The following is a 15,905-nucleotide window of genomic DNA, read 5'->3' on the forward strand; positions in this document are numbered from 1 at the left end:
GCCAAGCCTCTGGAGCCGCCGGGCACTACCGTCGCAGGCGCTCGCGCCTCAGCTGTGCGACCTCAGGCAGGTCCAGCGGCTCCAAGGTCCTGCCGATCGCCTTTTCCAGCAGATAGTCCGCCAGTTCCGGGTTCCTGGCGAGAACCGGCCCGTGCATGTACGTCCCGATCACGGAACCTTGTACGACGCCTTCTCGGCTGTCACCGACTCCGTTTCCGACGCCCGAGGTGACACGTGCCAACGCATGCGCGTCGGAACCCAATGTCGTTCCCCCTCGGTGATTCTCGAATCCGGACAGCTTCTGGGTCAGCCCATCGAGCAGCGGCTCGGTGATGACCTCGCCGATCGATCGAGTTTCCTGAGGTGACGTCGTCACGTCGAAGAGGGATACCCCCTCGACCTTTTCGCCGGAGGATGTCTCGTACCAGTGGCCGAGGACCTGAATGGCCGCGCAGATGGCCAGCACCGGGACTCCGCGGGCGGCTGCCTTCTGCAGCCCTGGATACTTCGTCAAGTGCCGAGTCGCCAAGCGCTGCGCCGAATCCTCGGCGCCGCCGAGGGTGTACACGTCGAGCGAGTCGGGGACTGGATCGTTCAGGGTGATGTGCACGACCTCGGCGTCGATGTCACGCATCCGAAGCCGTTGTCGCAGAATCAATGCGTTGCCATTGTCGCCGTAGGTGCCCATGACGTCGGGCAGGACCAACCCGATGCGAACGGTGGACTCAGACATCGTTCGCCTCCCGTGCGAGTGCGCGCCCCAGATCGCGAAACGCAGTGTAGTTGGCTAGAACCTCGATGCGCCCGGGAGGGCAGGATTCGATGGCCTTCAACGGATCTGCGACGGTTGTGTGCTGCGAACCGGCGTACAGCAGCCGGACTCCCAGATCGGTGGCACGCTCGCCGGCAGCGACGACAGCAACGTTCTCGAAATGCTCGAACCGTACGTCCCACAGCCATGAAAGGTCCTCGCCATCGGGAACCTGACCGTTGACTGCGATGACGAGCCCATCCACGGTCGGGTCGATCATCGACAGCGCTTCCTGCCAGCCGGCGGGATTCTTCGCGAGAAGCATTCGGACGGAATGTGGTCCGTGCTGGACGGTGGAGTACCGCCCGGCGACTTCGTTTACTCCGGACGCGGCGACGACGGCATCGGTGGGGGCTGCTCCCAGCGTCACTGCGGCTGCGACAGCTTGGGCTGCGTTGCCGCGGTTGGCTTTACCGGGAAGAGCGAGCGTCATCGGGATGATCTGGCCGTCCGGGCCGTAGAGATTTTCGTCGTCGAGCCACCAGTCGGGAGTCGGGCGCTTGAACTCACTTCCGGTGCTGTACCAGTGTTCACCGTCCCAGACGATGGGTTCACCGGTCCGAGGGCAGCTGACGGAGTCGCCTGCCCAGCCGCCGCCCGCCGCCACCCACACCACGTTCGGGGCGTCGAATGCAGCGGACGTGACGAGCACGTCGTCGCAGTTGGCGATCACGACTGTCTCGGGATGACGGGCCAGGCCTGCTCGTAGCTTTCGTTCGATCATGTTGATCTCGCCGACGCGGTCCAACTGGTCGCGACTGAGATTGAGCAACACGACCGCGGCAGGCGACACGGCGTCGCACACGTGCGGTACGTGAAGTTCGTCGACCTCGAGCGCCGCGAGCGGGGCGTCGAAATGCGCGTGCAGGGCGGCGACGATGCCTGCGTCCATGTTCGCGCCGTCTGCTTGTGTCGCGACGTCGCCGAGGGTGGCCAGTGCGGCAGCCGTCATGCGTGTCGTCGTCGACTTCCCGTTGGTTCCTGTCACCACCACTGTGCGACGACCGGAGCCGAGTCCCGTCAGGATGTCCGGGTCGATCTTGAGGGCGACCAGACCGCCGATCATCGATCCCTTACCTCGACCTGCCTTGCGTGACGCCCACGTCGCGGCCTCGGCCGCTCGTAGTGCCAGCCGGCCCCGCGCGCCGATTGCCGCTCTGCGCTCACCCGATCGAACCATGCGCCGAGTCTGGCACAAACATCCGGCTCGACTCTCCTCGGAATGTGGCGGCACCCGCTATGTTGACTGAAACAAGTTCTAGAAAGGAACTCGCATGGCCCCATCTGCCGATGTCGTCCGCAAGACCGTCGACGCCTACGTCGAGGCCGTCGCGCACGGCACCGTCGACGACATTCTTGCCCTGTACGCCGAGGGGGCGACCGTGGAAGATCCGGTCGGCACCGAGGTCAGGACAACCGAACAGGCGATCAGAGAGTTCTACGCGGTGCTGGAGCCCTTGGAGCAGTCAGCGGAACTCCTGACGTGCAAGATCGCTTCCAACTCGGCGGCCTTCCACTTCAGGTTGGTGTCCAAATTCGGCGAGAACACGTTCGAAGTGGCACCCATCGACGTGATGGAATTCGACGACGACGGCAGAATCACATCGATGCGGGCGTATTGGTCGCCCGAGGATCTGGTCCAGCTTCCTGGAAACTGAAGGAACGCCCAGATCGGGGTCACCGATGTCAGACTCGCAGCGGTTCCGCCAGTGGCGTAGCCGACGACGCTCGCCGCGCGGTGGCCATCCCGCCCAAGCAGCCGGCGATGACGACCGCGGCTCCTATCAGCGACAGAATGCTCGGGGTTTCGCTCAGGAAGATCCACGCGCCGGCAATTCCGACGACCGGAACGAGCAGCGAAAACGGCGCGACGACGCCGGCCGGGTGACGGCTGATCAGGATCGTCCACAGACCGGAACCTGCGATGGTTCCCAGCAGCACGATGTACGCGAGGCCTGCAAGGGCGGGCCAGCCGTCGATGCTGAACGAGTCCGCGAGCGCCCGCCAGCCCGTCGCCGGGCCCTCCACCGCAGCCGACAGAGCGAGCATCGGGAGCGGCGGGACCACGCACATCCACAGCATCAGCCGCATCGGTTCGGTGGACTTGGCCAGCCGGTTGCCCAGATTGCCGACCGCCCAACCCAGTCCGGCCATCAAGGTCAGCACGACGGGTATCAGGGACGCGGCCTGGGTCCGGTCGTATCCGATGAGGGCCATCCCGGCGACCGCGATGGTAATCCCGAGGATCTGACGCCTGCTCACGTTCTCGCGAAGGAGCAGCGCGCCGAGAACGATCGTGAACGGCGCCGAAGACTGCAACACGAGCGAGGCCAACCCGGTGGGCATTCCAGCGTTCATGGCTGCGAACAGGAAGGCGAATTGCAGGAAGCCGAAGCCGAAGCCGTACAGCAGAAGCCACTTCAGCGGAACGTTCGGGCGTCGGACGAACAGTACGACGGGCACGGCGATGACCAGGAATCGCAGCCCAGCGAAGAAGAACGGGGGGAAGTGGTCGAGGCCGACACGGATGGCGAGGAAGTTCAGTCCCCACAGCACGGCGACGGTCAGTCCGAGGAGGCGGTCGCGAGTGGTCATGGCACCAATCGTGACGGGCCTTAACTATCAGCACAATCGAATATATCCGTATCAACAGTTAAGATTTACTACATGAATGTGGAGCGGCTCAGAATCCTCAGGGAGCTCGCGGACCGCGAAACTGTCGGAGCGGTCGCGATCGCGCTGTCGCTGACGCCGTCGGCAGTGTCGCAGCAACTCAAACTGCTCGGCAGAGAGGCAGGTGTCCCGCTACTCGAACCCGATGGTCGACGCCTGCGTCTGACCGACGCGGGCGCCGCGCTCGTGCTTCGCGCCGACGAGGTTCTGGGAGCTCTCGATCGCGCCAGTGCCGAGATGGCGTCCTACAGCGCGTCGCCGAGGGGACGCGTGCGCGTCGCTCTGTTCCCGTCCGGTGCCGCGTTGCTGTTGCCGGGCGTTCTGGACAGGATGCGCGAGAGTGGAACTCGAGTGGACGCGAGCGACGAGGATCTACCTGCCTCGTCCGTTCCGGCGCTCCTGGCGGACTACGACGTCGTTCTGACGCATCGAGACGAACGAGCTGCGGCGACGGCAGCGCCGCGCATCGAAGTTCGAGCGTTGATGCGCGAACCGATCGATCTCGTGCTTCCGCCTGAACATGCTCTGGCAAAACAGGATTCGGTCGATCTACGTCAGCTGGCCGACGAGCAGTGGATCAGCGTCAGGGGTGGATTTCCGGTCGACGACGTCTTGCTCTCGGTTGCGGCCGCCACAGGAGTTCGCCCCCGAGTTATTCAGCGCATCAACGACTTCCGTGTCACCGAGGAACTCGTTGCCCGGGGACACGGCGTCGCGCTGATGCCGCGCTATGCCGTCGTCCATCCAGCTTTGGTTCGTCTCCCGCTCTCGGGTGTGCGGGCTGGGCGAATCTACGAGCTCGCAACGCGCCCAGGCGCCCACGCACTGGCGGCTGTCGCCGCAGTGGTGGACGCCTTCGTCGACGAGGCCGCCTGCGTGAGCGGAAACGGAGCGTGAGCTACGTAAGTGCCTTCGACTTGAGCTGGTTGAACTCGTCCTCGGTGATCGTGCCCGCGTCGAGTAGTGCCTTGGCGTGCGCGATTTCCTCGGCGGATGTCCGTCCGGCGACCTGCTTGATGTATTGCTCCTGCTCGTCCCTCGCGTGCTGCACGGCCGCGACCTGACGCTTGGTCATGTCACCGCCCTTGGCGATCAGGTAGACCAGAGCGGTGAGGAACGGTGCAACGATCAGGAAGAACACCCAGATCGCCTTGACCCAGCCAGAGGTCTTGTGGTCCCTGAAGAGGTCGCCGATGATCGAGAACAACACCATGAGGTACGCGATGAACGCGAAACTCACGATTATCAGCCACAAAAAATCCCAGAACGAGTCCACGTTCGGTGCCCCATTTCATCAGTGTGAAAACCTACGAGCAATTCTGGCATCCGACGCAAAGCAAGATCATCATCCGAAACAGGTGAGATCACCCGCGCCGGATGATGTGCGCGCGTGAGCTTCACAGGAACACTGTGCATACGACGGCGAGCTGAATCTCCCGTTCGCGGCCCCCGGGGCGGTGGGAACCACGCGGGCCCCTTTCCCGGCACGAGGAAGCGGGAAAGGGGCCTGAGTGGACTGCGGCGGGCCGCGTCGTCTACTTCAGTGCGCGGTTCACTGCTGACACGACTGCGCGTAGTGACGCGGTCGTGATGGAGGTGGCTATTCCGGCGCCCCACACGGTGACTGCACTTCCCGTGGGCCCGGTGACGGATGCTTCCACATAGGCGGCGGCCTGCGCGTCGTCACCTGCGGACATCGCGTGCTCCGAATAGTCGAGGACGCTGACGTCATAGCCGACTGTGGAGAGCGCGTCGACGAAGGCAGCGAGTGGTCCGTTGCCGGAACCACTGATGTCCTGCTCGACGCCTTCGAGCTTGACCGTGGCGACAATGCTGTCCGTGCCGCCGTCGGTCTCCGCGGCGATGACGCGCTGCTTGATGCGTTCGAGCGGCCGGATCGGACTCAGGTATTCCTGGGCGAAAACGTCCCACATTTCCTTCGGTGAGACCTCACCACCCTCACCGTCGGTGATGCGCTGCACGGCCTGGGAGAACTCGATCTGCAGCCGACGCGGAAGCGCCAGACCATGATCGGCCTTCATGATGTATGCGACGCCACCCTTGCCTGACTGCGAATTGACCCGGATGACAGCCTCGTAGGTGCGGCCGACGTCCTTCGGGTCGATCGGCAGGTACGGAACCTGCCAGGTGATCTCGCCGATGTCCGAACCCTGCTCGTCCGCAGTGACTTTCATTGCGTCGAGGCCCTTGTTGATGGCGTCCTGGTGGCTTCCCGAGAAAGCGGTGTAGACGAGGTCGCCGCCGTACGGATGACGCTCGTGTACGGGGAGCTGGTTGCAGTACTCGACGGTCCGCCGGATCTCGTCGATGTTCGAGAAATCGATCTGCGGATCGACACCGCGGGTGAACATGTTGAGTCCGAGCGTCACCAGACACACGTTGCCGGTGCGCTCCCCGTTGCCGAACAAGCATCCTTCGATGCGGTCCGCGCCGGCCTGATAGCCGAGTTCTGCTGCGGCGACGCCCGTACCGCGGTCGTTGTGCGGGTGCAGTGACAGAACCACACTGTCGCGGCGGTTCAGATTACGGCTCATCCATTCGATCGAGTCGGCGTAGACGTTCGGTGTCGCCATTTCTACCGTCGCAGGCAGATTCAGGATGATCGGCTTCGCAGGCGTCGGATCGATGATCTCGACGACGGCGTCGCACACCTCTTTTGCGTATGCCAGTTCGGTTCCGGTGTAGGACTCGGGGGAGTACTCGTACCGCCAATCGGTGTCCGGGTAGTTCGCAGCGACCTCGAGGCACTTGCGCGCGCCGTCCGTTGCGATCTTCTTGATGACGTCCCGATCGGCCTTGAACACCACGCGACGCTGCAGAATGGAGGTGGAGTTGTAGAAGTGCACGATGACGTTGCGTGCGCCTTCACAGGCCAAGTAGGTCCGCTCGATGAGTTCGGCACGGCACTGCGTCAGAACCTGGATGGTGACGTCGTCGGGGATGGCGCCGTCTTCGATGATCTCCCGGACGAAATCGAAGTCTGTCTGGCTGGCGGACGGGAACCCGACCTCGATCTGCTTGTAGCCCATCCGGACCAGCAGATCGAACATTCGACGCTTGCGCGCCGGACTCATCGGATCGATGAGAGCCTGGTTACCGTCGCGTAGATCGACGGCACACCATTGCGGAGTGCGGTCGATGATCTTGTCGGGCCAGGTTCGATCCGGCAGCGTGATCGGCTCGACCTCTTCGGCGAACGGACGGTACCGGTAGGTCGGCATCGAAGAGTTCTTCTGCGTGTTCCATGCGGGCTGGTCGCTCGGTCCAGGACGGGAAGGCGGGGTGATGGTGCGCGATCCGGATGTGTATGCGTCGGCTGGTGACATTGCTCTGATCTCCGAGGTTACTTCGCTGAAATGGATTTCGACCGGCGCGATGAAACCCCGCGACGGGAAGCCAGTCTGATTCAGACCCCGTCGCGGCGATCGAGAAGAAGCGCGCGCTGCATGTGTGCGAGTGTACTACCGACCATGGTGGTTTCACGTCCGGGTTGCTCGAACCTCAGTCCGGAAGCCTGCGCAGTTCGACGATGGTCAGACCGAGCGCATCGAAGCGTGCGAGCATTCCGCGCAGCGCCGTCTCGTCGTCGATGGGTCCGAACAGGCGCGTGAAAGTGGTCGGAATCCGTGCGACGGAGAGGTCGGGGAATGCGGCCTTCGCGCGCTCGGAGAGGTCGCCCTCGACGGTGAACTCGTATCGGATTCCGTGCGAATGCACGTCGGCGGGTCGAGCCATGGCGTTCGCTCCTGCAGTTGATTCCACCAGGGGCGTTCCGCAGGTTCCACTCCCGGAATGGGGGGTTGTTCTGCAGGTTCCGCTCCCGGGTTTGGCTTGTCGGTGTGAGTACCAGCGTCCGCGTCGAACCGGGCTGCGGCATCACCCGCAGGTGATGAACCCTGTGACGCTCCGGTCGCGGGTCTCTTACAGCAGACCCAGCTCGTGTGCTGCCGCGATCGCGTCCCGTCTGGAGCGGACCTCGAGCTTTCGGTATATCCCGCGAAGGTGCGTCTTGATGGTGTTGACGGAGACGAAGTGATCGGCGGCGATCTGTTCTGCGGTCCGCCATGAGGGGAGTTCCCGAAGCAACTCGAGTTCGCGGCGGGTGAGCGTGCCGGTAGCGGGCCGATCGATCGTCCGAGCTTCGTGAGGGACACAGGCACGGGCGCGATCCGCGAATGGCTCGAGCAGACCGAATCGTCCGTGGTTATGCGTCAGAATGTCGCGTACCGGGGTACCTGCCTCGACGAACGGCAACAGTATCGACTCCGGTTCCGCCGCAGTCAACGCTTGGACGACCATGTCGAACGCCCGAATCGGGTGTTTTCTAGCCGCGGCGACGCTTGCGGCCGCCAGGAGCGCACGAACGGAGTTGACTGGATTGATGCACCGCCTGGTGCCGTCGACAATCGACGACAGTTCGTTGTCCGCGGCGTCGAGCCGCCCGTGCAGTCGATGGATCTCGGCGGCGAGCAGCCCGACGTCGCCGATCTTGCCGAGTCGACGTGTCGTGACGTCGACGAGTTCGGTTGCGCGATGGACCTCGCCCGAGGTCAGATAGCGTCGTTGCACCATCGGAGCGAGCAGGGCCTCGAAGCCGGGGATGGCCGGCCGGTCGAATTCCAACCACTCGCGGTCGTGGTGACCGGACCGGTCGCCCAGCATCTCCAAGGCCCACCTGGCACGGCGCCCGTAGTCGGCGACCGCTGGATCCGGCGACTGGCCGATTGCGACCCAGACGTCCTCCGGAACGGGTGGTGGGGCGGGGTCGGTGCGAATAGTCGCCACGAGCAGTTCCAAGGACTGCACCACGGCATAGACGGGAGTGTCGGTGAGTCCGTGTCGGTCGGCGATCTCGCGAGCCTCGTCGACCATGCCGAGGGTATCGTCCAGTTGTCCTGCGAGGAAATAAGATCCGGCGACGATGGACAGGCCGCTCAGAGCAGTGAGATGCAGATTGCCTGCTCGGGCGTTGGCCGTCGCGTCCATGAGGTGGTGGATGGCGTCGGTGGCGAGGCCGAGGTGCAGTTCGGCCAGGCCGACGACCATCAAGGTGTAGGAATCGAGTTCTGGTGAGCCGGACTTTCCGAGGTCGAGATTCTTCGCCCGAGCGAGCGCCGCCGCGATGTTGCCGGTGCGAATCGCAGCGTGGACTTCGAGAGCGCGCCGCAGCATTTCGGCGTCGAGATCCTTGCGTGAGGTCCGATCGGTGACCGGAGCCGTCGCAGATCGGCGAAGCGCGGACAGTATCGACACTGCCGGAGCGGTGTTGCCATCGATGAGAAACGCTGCAGCGTTGACGAGCTGAGCGATCGCGTGTTTTCTGACGCGAACCGGGCTCCGTTCGATGGCCGTGAGCACCTGGGCGCCGTTCCCTCGCAGCACCATGCCGAGGCCCGACTCGCATAGGATCTCGACGATCGTCGGAGAGTCTCCCGCGTGGACGCTGTGTTGGAGAGCTTGCAGCGGTTGTCGGTAGTCGTTGAACCAGGACGCTGCGACGCGTTCGAGATTTCGGATCTGCTCCGCACCGAGCCGGGCCATCTCGGCGCGGAGGTACCCGCGCATCAGCGGGTGGTAGCGGTATGCGGGCTCCGGACCGGGGATCTGATCGATCAGGAAGTTCTGTGCGAGAAGGCCGTCGATGACGTCTTGGGCGTGACTCTCGCCGGTGAGACGCTCCGCGAGATCAGTTGTGAACCAATCGGGTACGGCCGTCTCGACGAGAAACATCCGAACGGTCGGCGGGAGGTAGGACAGCACCTCACCCACTAGATAGTCCGCAACCGTGTGCTCGGTTCCGGTGAAGTCCTCGATCAGTTCGGAGGGGCGGAGAGAGCCTACGAGTGTCATGCCCGCGAGTCGAAGGCCAGCCGCCCAGCCTTCGGTGCGGTTCATCAATTTCGCCAAGTCGTGCTCGTTCAGAACGGTCCCGGATCGCGCCAGCATCTCGGCTGCCTCGTCGGAGGTGAAGGCGATGGTAGAGGCCGAGATATCGTGCACGAGGCCGTCGAGGCGCAGCTTCTGGAGCGCGAGTGGCGGTTCGTATCTCCCCGCCAGAACGACCCGCACGTTGCGAGGAGGCCACCGGAGAAAATTCCCGAGCAATGCAAGTGTTTGTCGATCATGCAGCAGATGGCTGTCGTCGAGGATCAACGTGATGTGCTCGTCCACGGACTCGAGTGCCTCGACGAGCAGCGCAGCGAAGTCGGCGTACGACGAGTCGCTGGGCGACGGGAGGGTCGCAATTGCCGAATCCAGGGCGGGGGAGCCGGCTTGTGCGAAGGCAGAGGCGATGCGCGAGCGGATGCCGACGAGGTCGTTGTCGGTCTCGTCGACCGTCAGCCAGGCGATCGAGCCTCTGGCGGTGCCCCGCTTGGAGTCGATCCAGTCGACAAGGAGCATGGTCTTGCCGGATCCCGCGGGTGCGGTCAACAACGTGACCGTATTGGTCCGCCCGCCGCGATCGAGGTCGTCGAGCAGCCGTCGTCGCCGAATGGTCGCCTCGGCGAGGGCCGGAATGCGACTTCGGGGTGTGGGCACAGACAAGGGCAACGTGGTCATACACGACCCTCTCCCGACGAAAGGCGCAGGCGATGCGTTGGACTGCCCAATAGTATTCCCTTCCTTGCCATTTCGGGTGCCGAAAGTCGAATATGCAGGCCGGTCGGTACGGTTCGGAGGGGTAGCGGCGGCGTCGTGTCGTAGTAGCAATCGAATTTCGAGACCGAGCCCCCGATCGAAGCCGAGAAACCGGATGCCGGACCGGGGCGATGCGGGACCACTCGTCATCGGTGCCGCGGAGTCGGGTGCTGTCTCGTCGTGTGCCGTCCTGTCGTGGGCGATCGGACCGATCACTCGTCGACTGTCGTCGTCGAAGACCGAATCAGCGCAGGTGAGAGGCGTCGCCGTCGTACCCGCAGCGCCTCGCAGGCAGGCAACTCGGTAAGGTAGTCAAGCCAGTCACACCACAATGCAGCGGAGGTACACACGCGTGGCTCTCATCGTCCAGAAGTACGGTGGATCGTCGGTGGGCACCGCCGAACGCATCCGACGCGTCGCTGAACGAATCGTCGAGACGAAGAAGGCGGGCAACGACGTCGTAGTAGTTGTCTCCGCAATGGGTGACACCACCGACGAGCTGCTCGACCTGGCGCAACAGGTGTGCCCAGCCCCGCCTGCCCGCGAGATGGACATGCTGCTCACCTCCGGCGAGCGCATCTCCAACGCGCTGGTGGCGATGGCCATTCATTCGTACGGCGCCGAGGCGCGGTCCTTCACCGGTTCGCAGGCTGGCGTCGTCACCACGAGCGTGCACGGCAACGCCAAGATCATCGACGTCACGCCTGGTCGCGTTCGCAGCGCACTCGACGAAGGCTCGATCGTCCTCGTCGCGGGTTTCCAGGGCGTCAGTCAGGACAGCAAGGACGTCACGACGCTCGGACGCGGTGGCTCGGACACCACGGCCGTTGCGCTCGCCGCCGCGTTGAATGCCGACGTCTGCGAGATCTACACCGACGTGGACGGAATCTTCACCGCCGATCCGCGCATCGTGCCGAATGCCCGACACCTCGACACCGTCTCGTTCGAGGAAATGCTCGAGATGGCGGCCTGCGGCGCGAAGGTTCTGATGCTGCGGTGCGTCGAATACGCGCGCCGCTACAACGTTCCAGTGCACGTCCGTTCGTCGTACACCACGAAACCCGGAACCATCGTCTCCGGATCTATGGAGGACATCCCAGTGGAAGAAGCCATTCTCACCGGCGTCGCACACGATCGCAGCGAAGCGAAGGTCACCGTCGTCGGATTGTCCGACGCTCCCGGCTACGCCGCCAAGGTGTTCCGAGCTGTCGCCGATGCCGAGATCAACATCGACATGGTGCTGCAGAACGTCTCCAAGATCGACACCGGCAAGACTGACATCACCTTCACGTGCCCCAAGGCCGACGGTCCGACGGCGGTGGAGAAGCTCACCAAGCTCCAGTCCGAAATCGGCTTCGCGCAGGTTCTCTACGACGATCACATCGGCAAGGTTTCGCTCGTCGGCGCCGGAATGAAGAGTCATCCGGGCGTCACCGCGACGTTCTGTGAGGCTCTTGCGGACGCGGGCATCAACATCGATCTGATCAGCACCTCCGAGATCCGAATCTCGGTGTTGTGCAGCGACACACAGCTCGACGAGGCGGTGCGCGTTCTGCACGCAGCCTTCGACCTCGGCGGCGAGGAAGAAGCCGTCGTACACGCAGGGACAGGACGGTAGTCATGACCGTAGTTGCAGTCGTAGGAGCCACCGGGCAGGTCGGCGCAGTCATGCGAACCTTGTTGGAGGAGCGTAACTTTCCGGCCGAGACCGTGCGGTTCTTTGCATCCGCTCGATCGGCGGGCAAGAAGCTTCCGTTCCGCGGCGAGGAGATCATCGTCGAGGACGCGTCCACCGCAGATCTCGCCGGGATCGACATTGCGTTGTTCTCGGCCGGTGCAACCCTCTCGCGTGAGCAGGCGCCCCGCTTCGCGGCGGCCGGCGCCGTCGTCATCGACAACTCGTCGGCGTTCCGTAAGGACTCGGACATACCGCTGGTCGTCAGCGAGGTGAACCCCGAGGCGGCGAAGAACCCGCCCAGGGGAATCATCGCGAACCCCAACTGCACCACGATGGCTGCAATGCCGGTCCTGAAGGCGCTGCACGACGAGGCAGGCCTGCAGCGCTTGATCGTCTCCAGCTATCAGGCGGTCTCCGGCAGTGGCCTTGCCGGCGTCGACGAACTCGCCACCCAGGCGCGCGCAGTCATCGGTGACGTCGAAAAGCTCGTGCACGACGGATCCTCGGTCGACTTCCCGGCTCCGAACAAGTACGTCGCACCCATCGCGTTCAACGTCCTGCCCCTCGCCGGTGCGCTCGTCGACGACGGCTCCGGCGAGACGGACGAGGACCAGAAGCTCCGCAACGAGTCCCGCAAGATCCTGGGGCTGCCTGATCTGCTGGTCAGCGGTACGTGCGTTCGCGTCCCGGTGTTCACCGGTCACTCGCTGTCGATCAACGCGGAGTTCGCTCGGCCGCTCTCGGCAGAGCGTGCCAGGGAGATCCTGGGTTCGGCTCCCGGCGTCCAGCTGGTGGATGTCCCGACGCCGCTGGAAGCCGCAGGCAAGGATGTGTCCCTCGTCGGCCGTATCCGCCAGGATCCGGGCGTCCCTGAGGGGCGCGGGCTTGCGCTCTTCGTCTCGGGCGACAACCTGCGCAAGGGTGCTGCCCTGAACACGATTCAGATCGCGGAATTGCTGGTGTAGGCGGCTCCGCCGCCAGTGGCGCGGTTGAGTGCGTTGGGGTGCACTCAACCACGCCACTGGCGCGGAGCGCCCTCTCGTCACCCGAGCCGCACGCCGTCGCCCGATCCGTCGAATATATGGGAGTGGGCGTCGTCGAACCGAATGCTGACGATCTCGCCCTTCTGCGGCGGATCACGCCAGTCGGCGCGCGCGACGATCGTCTGAGCAGTGCCGTTGATATCGGCGCGACCGAATACGAACGCTTCCGAGCCCAGTTCCTCGACGACGTCGATCTCGAGCTTCAATCCCGAGGACACGATCTCGACATGCTCTGGCCGGATCCCGAAAACGACCTCGGACCCCGTGGACGCCGCGAGGGTCCCCCGCGAGACCGGGACCACCTGGTCACCGATCCGCACGCCACCATCGGTGACCGGCACGCTGAACAGGTTCATCGATGGTGAACCCATGAATCCAGCGACGAACACATTCGTCGGCGTCCGGTAGAGCTCGCGCGGGGACGCGCACTGTTGCAGAACGCCGCCCTTCAACACGGCCACCCGGTCACCCATCGTCATCGCCTCGACCTGATCGTGCGTCACATACACCGTGGTGGTGGCAAGGCGACGCTGAAGCTGCGCGATCTGAGTACGCGTCTGAACACGGAGTTTCGCGTCGAGATTGGACAGCGGCTCGTCCATCAGGAACACCTGCGGTTGCCGAACGATGGCGCGCCCCATAGCGACTCGTTGACGCTGACCTCCCGACAGTGCCTTCGGCTTGCGGTCCAGATACTGTTCCAGATCGAGCAGTCTGGCAGCTTCGAGCACGCGAGCGCGGATTTCTTCCTTGTTCGCCTTCGCGAGCTTGAGCGCGAAGCCCATGTTCTCGGCGACGCTCATGTGTGGGTACAGCGCGTAGTTCTGGAACACCATCGCGATATCGCGGTCTTTGGGTTCGGAGTCGGTGACGTCCGTGCCGCCGATGAAAATGCGGCCGCTGTCGACTTCTTCGAGGCCCGCGAGCATCCGCAGCGAGGTCGACTTGCCGCAGCCCGAGGGGCCGACGAGTACCAAGAATTCGCCGTCGGCTATTTCCAGGTCGAGCGAATTGACGGCTGGGACGTCGGAGCCTGGAAAAAGCCTGGTGGCGCGGTCGAATGTGATCGATGCCATGACGAAGAAAGTCCCTCCACCGGCAGGAACGTGCCGGACGATCCGAGTGTGGGGTGTCGACGGGTGTCGACGAGGGCCCATAGTATGGGCTCGATCACATCGATGGACGGGAGGGTGCGCGTGGATGCAGTGTCCCGTCGATCTGCTTTCCGTGCGGCCGGGCTGACCGCGCTGGCTGTCGGAGCGGCAGCGCTGCCATCGAGTACGGCGACCCGTCGGGCACTGGCCGACGACATTTTCGGAGGCAACAGCCCGCTGCTCTTCCACTCACCGAAGTTGCAGCCGTTTCGTGACGAGTTGCCCAGGCTGCCGGTCCTGTCGGGGAGTGCGATCGAGCTCGATGCCCATAGTGGCGCACATTCCTTCCACGCCGATCTCGCGCCGGCGCCCACCTTCGGATACGGCGAACTCGACTACCTAGGTCCGACGATCGAGAGCGTGCAGGGGCAGCCGTGGACGCTGCGGTACACCAATTCGACGGACGGCAATCCTCTCGCCGCCGATATCGACACGTCGCTGCACGGGATGAGCGAGAACGACCGTCACCTGACGCCGACGTCGTTGCACCTGCACGGAGGCATCACGCCGCCGGACAGTGACGGGCACTCCGAGATGCTGGTGAGACCCGGGGAGTCCCTGACGCACAGCTTCCCCGGCCTGAACGACGCTGCTGGTCTGTGGTACCACGATCATGCGATGTCGATGACGCGCATCAACGTCTACGCCGGGCTTGTCGGCACGAATCTTGTTCGGGACCAGTTCGATTCGGGACTGGCCGACAACTCGCTCGGATTGCCGTCCGGTGAGTTCGAGATGCCGTTGGTATTGCAGGAAAAGATCATGAACCCCGACGGTTCGATGAGCATCCGTTCGAATATCACGGTGCCGCAGGGCAAATGGGAGGGTGGCGGGACCGGCGACGTCGGAGTCGTCAACGGAAAGATCTGGCCGACGATGGAAGTCGCACGCGGTCTCTATCGGTTCCGTGTCGTCAACGCCGGTTCCTACAGTGTGTGGAATCTGTTCTTCTCGAACAGGATGAAGTTCTGGGTGATCGGGAACGACGGGGGATTGCTCGACGCGCCTGTCCATACCGGCAGCATCCGGTTGGCGCCGGCCGAGCGGGTCGATGTGCTCGTCGATTTCGGTGCCGTGGAGCCCGGCGCCGTCGTCGAACTGCGCAACGACGAGCCGCCACCTGCCCAGGCCGCCTCGCTCGGTGCAGTCCCGATGCCGCTGTTCTGCCAATTCAGGGTGGCGTCGGGCCGCGGGTTCACAGGCGACGTCATGACGATGTATCGCGGTGGCAAAGGCCAGGCCGCATTGTTGCCTCCCGTGCCGACTCCCACTTTCACTCGAACCGTCACGGTCAACCAGCCGTCGGCCGGGTTGTCGACGGCGCCTCCAATGATGACATTGAACAACCTGCGGTACAGCGATCCCGATATCGAAATGCCCGCACAGGGCGCCGTCGAGCAGTGGAACATCGTCAATACGACACTCGAACCGCATCCGATCCATCTGCATCTCGTGCACTTTCGAACCCTCGGCCGGGCGCCGGTCGATCTCGCGGCGTACCAGCGAGACAACCCCCGGCCGGGCATCGGTGTGAAATGGGCACCAGACGTCGAGCGCTACTGCACCGGGCCGACGGTTGGGCCCGCGCCGTGGGAAGCCGGCGCCAAGGACACCGTCAACACCTACCCGGGTACCGTGACGCGAATCCTTGTGCGGTTCCCGCGTGCCGAAGAACTCGGATTCGATCCCGACGCAACGTTTTCCACCGCATCGAGCCACCAAGTATCGAGCCACCAAGTATCGAGCCATCACGCATCGGGCAATCATGGAAGCGGCTCGGAGTTGCAGGGCTACATGTGGCACTGTCACATGCTCGACCACGAGGATCACGAGATGATGCTGCGATATCGCGTACTGGGCTGATCGCACGCTTGGGTGGGGATTTC

At 63.9% G+C, this 15,905-nt stretch carries 14 protein-coding genes; 6 read left to right on the forward strand and 8 right to left on the reverse strand.

Features of this window, described 5'->3' with window-relative positions; translation table 11 throughout:
• Positions 1 to 25: 25 nt before the first annotated feature.
• Complete coding sequence (locus ACODSO_RS04385) at positions 26 to 733, reverse strand: type 1 glutamine amidotransferase (RefSeq protein WP_489035311.1); 708 nt, start codon at positions 731 to 733, stop codon at positions 26 to 28.
• Complete coding sequence (locus ACODSO_RS04390; RefSeq protein WP_489035312.1) at positions 726 to 1,991, reverse strand: Mur ligase family protein; 1,266 nt, start codon at positions 1,989 to 1,991, stop codon at positions 726 to 728. The genes ACODSO_RS04385 and ACODSO_RS04390 overlap by 8 nt, the downstream gene beginning before the upstream one ends.
• Before the next feature lie 94 nt (positions 1,992 to 2,085).
• Between ACODSO_RS04390 and ACODSO_RS04395 the strand changes: the two genes are divergently transcribed.
• Positions 2,086 to 2,469, forward strand: a complete 384-nt coding sequence (locus ACODSO_RS04395; RefSeq protein ID WP_489035314.1) for a nuclear transport factor 2 family protein — start codon at positions 2,086 to 2,088, stop codon at positions 2,467 to 2,469.
• Positions 2,470 to 2,497: 28 nt separating this feature from the next.
• On the opposite strand, the gene ACODSO_RS04400 is transcribed toward ACODSO_RS04395, so the two are convergent.
• Positions 2,498 to 3,406 carry an EamA family transporter gene (locus tag ACODSO_RS04400; RefSeq protein ID WP_489035316.1) on the reverse strand — a complete coding sequence of 303 codons (909 nt, stop codon included), beginning with the start codon at positions 3,404 to 3,406 and terminating at the stop codon, positions 2,498 to 2,500.
• A gap of 72 nt (positions 3,407 to 3,478) precedes the next feature.
• Here ACODSO_RS04400 and ACODSO_RS04405 point away from each other — a divergent pair, with 72 nt between their 5' ends.
• Positions 3,479 to 4,381, forward strand: a complete 903-nt coding sequence (locus ACODSO_RS04405) for a LysR family transcriptional regulator (RefSeq protein WP_489035317.1) — start codon at positions 3,479 to 3,481, stop codon at positions 4,379 to 4,381.
• Between the two features lies 1 nt (position 4,382).
• Here the strand turns inward: ACODSO_RS04405 and ACODSO_RS04410 are convergent, their stop codons facing one another.
• The 4 genes from ACODSO_RS04410 to ACODSO_RS04425 all read right to left on the reverse strand — a co-directional run bounded on the left by ACODSO_RS04410 (position 4,383) and on the right by ACODSO_RS04425 (position 10,066).
• A complete protein-coding gene (locus tag ACODSO_RS04410; RefSeq protein WP_068379201.1) occupies positions 4,383 to 4,760 on the reverse strand; it encodes an SHOCT domain-containing protein in 378 nt (125 codons plus the stop codon).
• Positions 4,761 to 5,019: 259 nt separating this feature from the next.
• A complete protein-coding gene (gene leuA / locus ACODSO_RS04415; protein ID WP_489035319.1) occupies positions 5,020 to 6,831 on the reverse strand; it encodes a 2-isopropylmalate synthase in 1,812 nt (603 codons plus the stop codon).
• Positions 6,832 to 7,006: 175 nt separating this feature from the next.
• On the reverse strand, positions 7,007 to 7,240 hold the full coding sequence (locus ACODSO_RS04420; protein WP_338887016.1) for a DUF8691 family protein: 234 nt from the start codon (positions 7,238 to 7,240) through the stop codon (positions 7,007 to 7,009).
• Between the two features lie 186 nt (positions 7,241 to 7,426).
• Positions 7,427 to 10,066, reverse strand: a complete 2,640-nt coding sequence (locus tag ACODSO_RS04425; RefSeq protein ID WP_489035320.1) for a winged helix-turn-helix domain-containing protein — start codon at positions 10,064 to 10,066, stop codon at positions 7,427 to 7,429.
• A 193-nt stretch (positions 10,067 to 10,259) separates the two neighbouring features.
• Here ACODSO_RS04425 and ACODSO_RS04430 point away from each other — a divergent pair, with 193 nt between their 5' ends.
• Genes ACODSO_RS04430 through ACODSO_RS04440 form a run of 3 tightly spaced genes read left to right on the forward strand, consistent with a single transcriptional unit; the run spans position 10,260 to position 12,787 of the window.
• Positions 10,260 to 10,451, forward strand: a complete 192-nt coding sequence (locus tag ACODSO_RS04430) for a hypothetical protein (protein ID WP_489035321.1) — start codon at positions 10,260 to 10,262, stop codon at positions 10,449 to 10,451.
• Positions 10,452 to 10,496: 45 nt separating this feature from the next.
• A complete protein-coding gene (locus tag ACODSO_RS04435; RefSeq protein ID WP_489035323.1) occupies positions 10,497 to 11,762 on the forward strand; it encodes an aspartate kinase in 1,266 nt (421 codons plus the stop codon).
• A 2-nt stretch (positions 11,763 to 11,764) separates the two neighbouring features.
• Positions 11,765 to 12,787, forward strand: coding sequence for an aspartate-semialdehyde dehydrogenase (locus ACODSO_RS04440; protein ID WP_489035325.1), 1,023 nt, complete (start codon positions 11,765 to 11,767; stop codon positions 12,785 to 12,787).
• Positions 12,788 to 12,864: 77 nt separating this feature from the next.
• Here the strand turns inward: ACODSO_RS04440 and ACODSO_RS04445 are convergent, their stop codons facing one another.
• Complete coding sequence (locus ACODSO_RS04445; RefSeq protein ID WP_489035327.1) at positions 12,865 to 13,941, reverse strand: ABC transporter ATP-binding protein; 1,077 nt, start codon at positions 13,939 to 13,941, stop codon at positions 12,865 to 12,867.
• 102 nt (positions 13,942 to 14,043) lie between these two features.
• Here ACODSO_RS04445 and ACODSO_RS04450 point away from each other — a divergent pair, with 102 nt between their 5' ends.
• Complete coding sequence (locus ACODSO_RS04450) at positions 14,044 to 15,882, forward strand: multicopper oxidase family protein (RefSeq protein ID WP_489035446.1); 1,839 nt, start codon at positions 14,044 to 14,046, stop codon at positions 15,880 to 15,882.
• Positions 15,883 to 15,905: the final 23 nt, after the last annotated feature.

This window comes from Rhodococcus sp. FG69, from assembly GCF_057808915.1.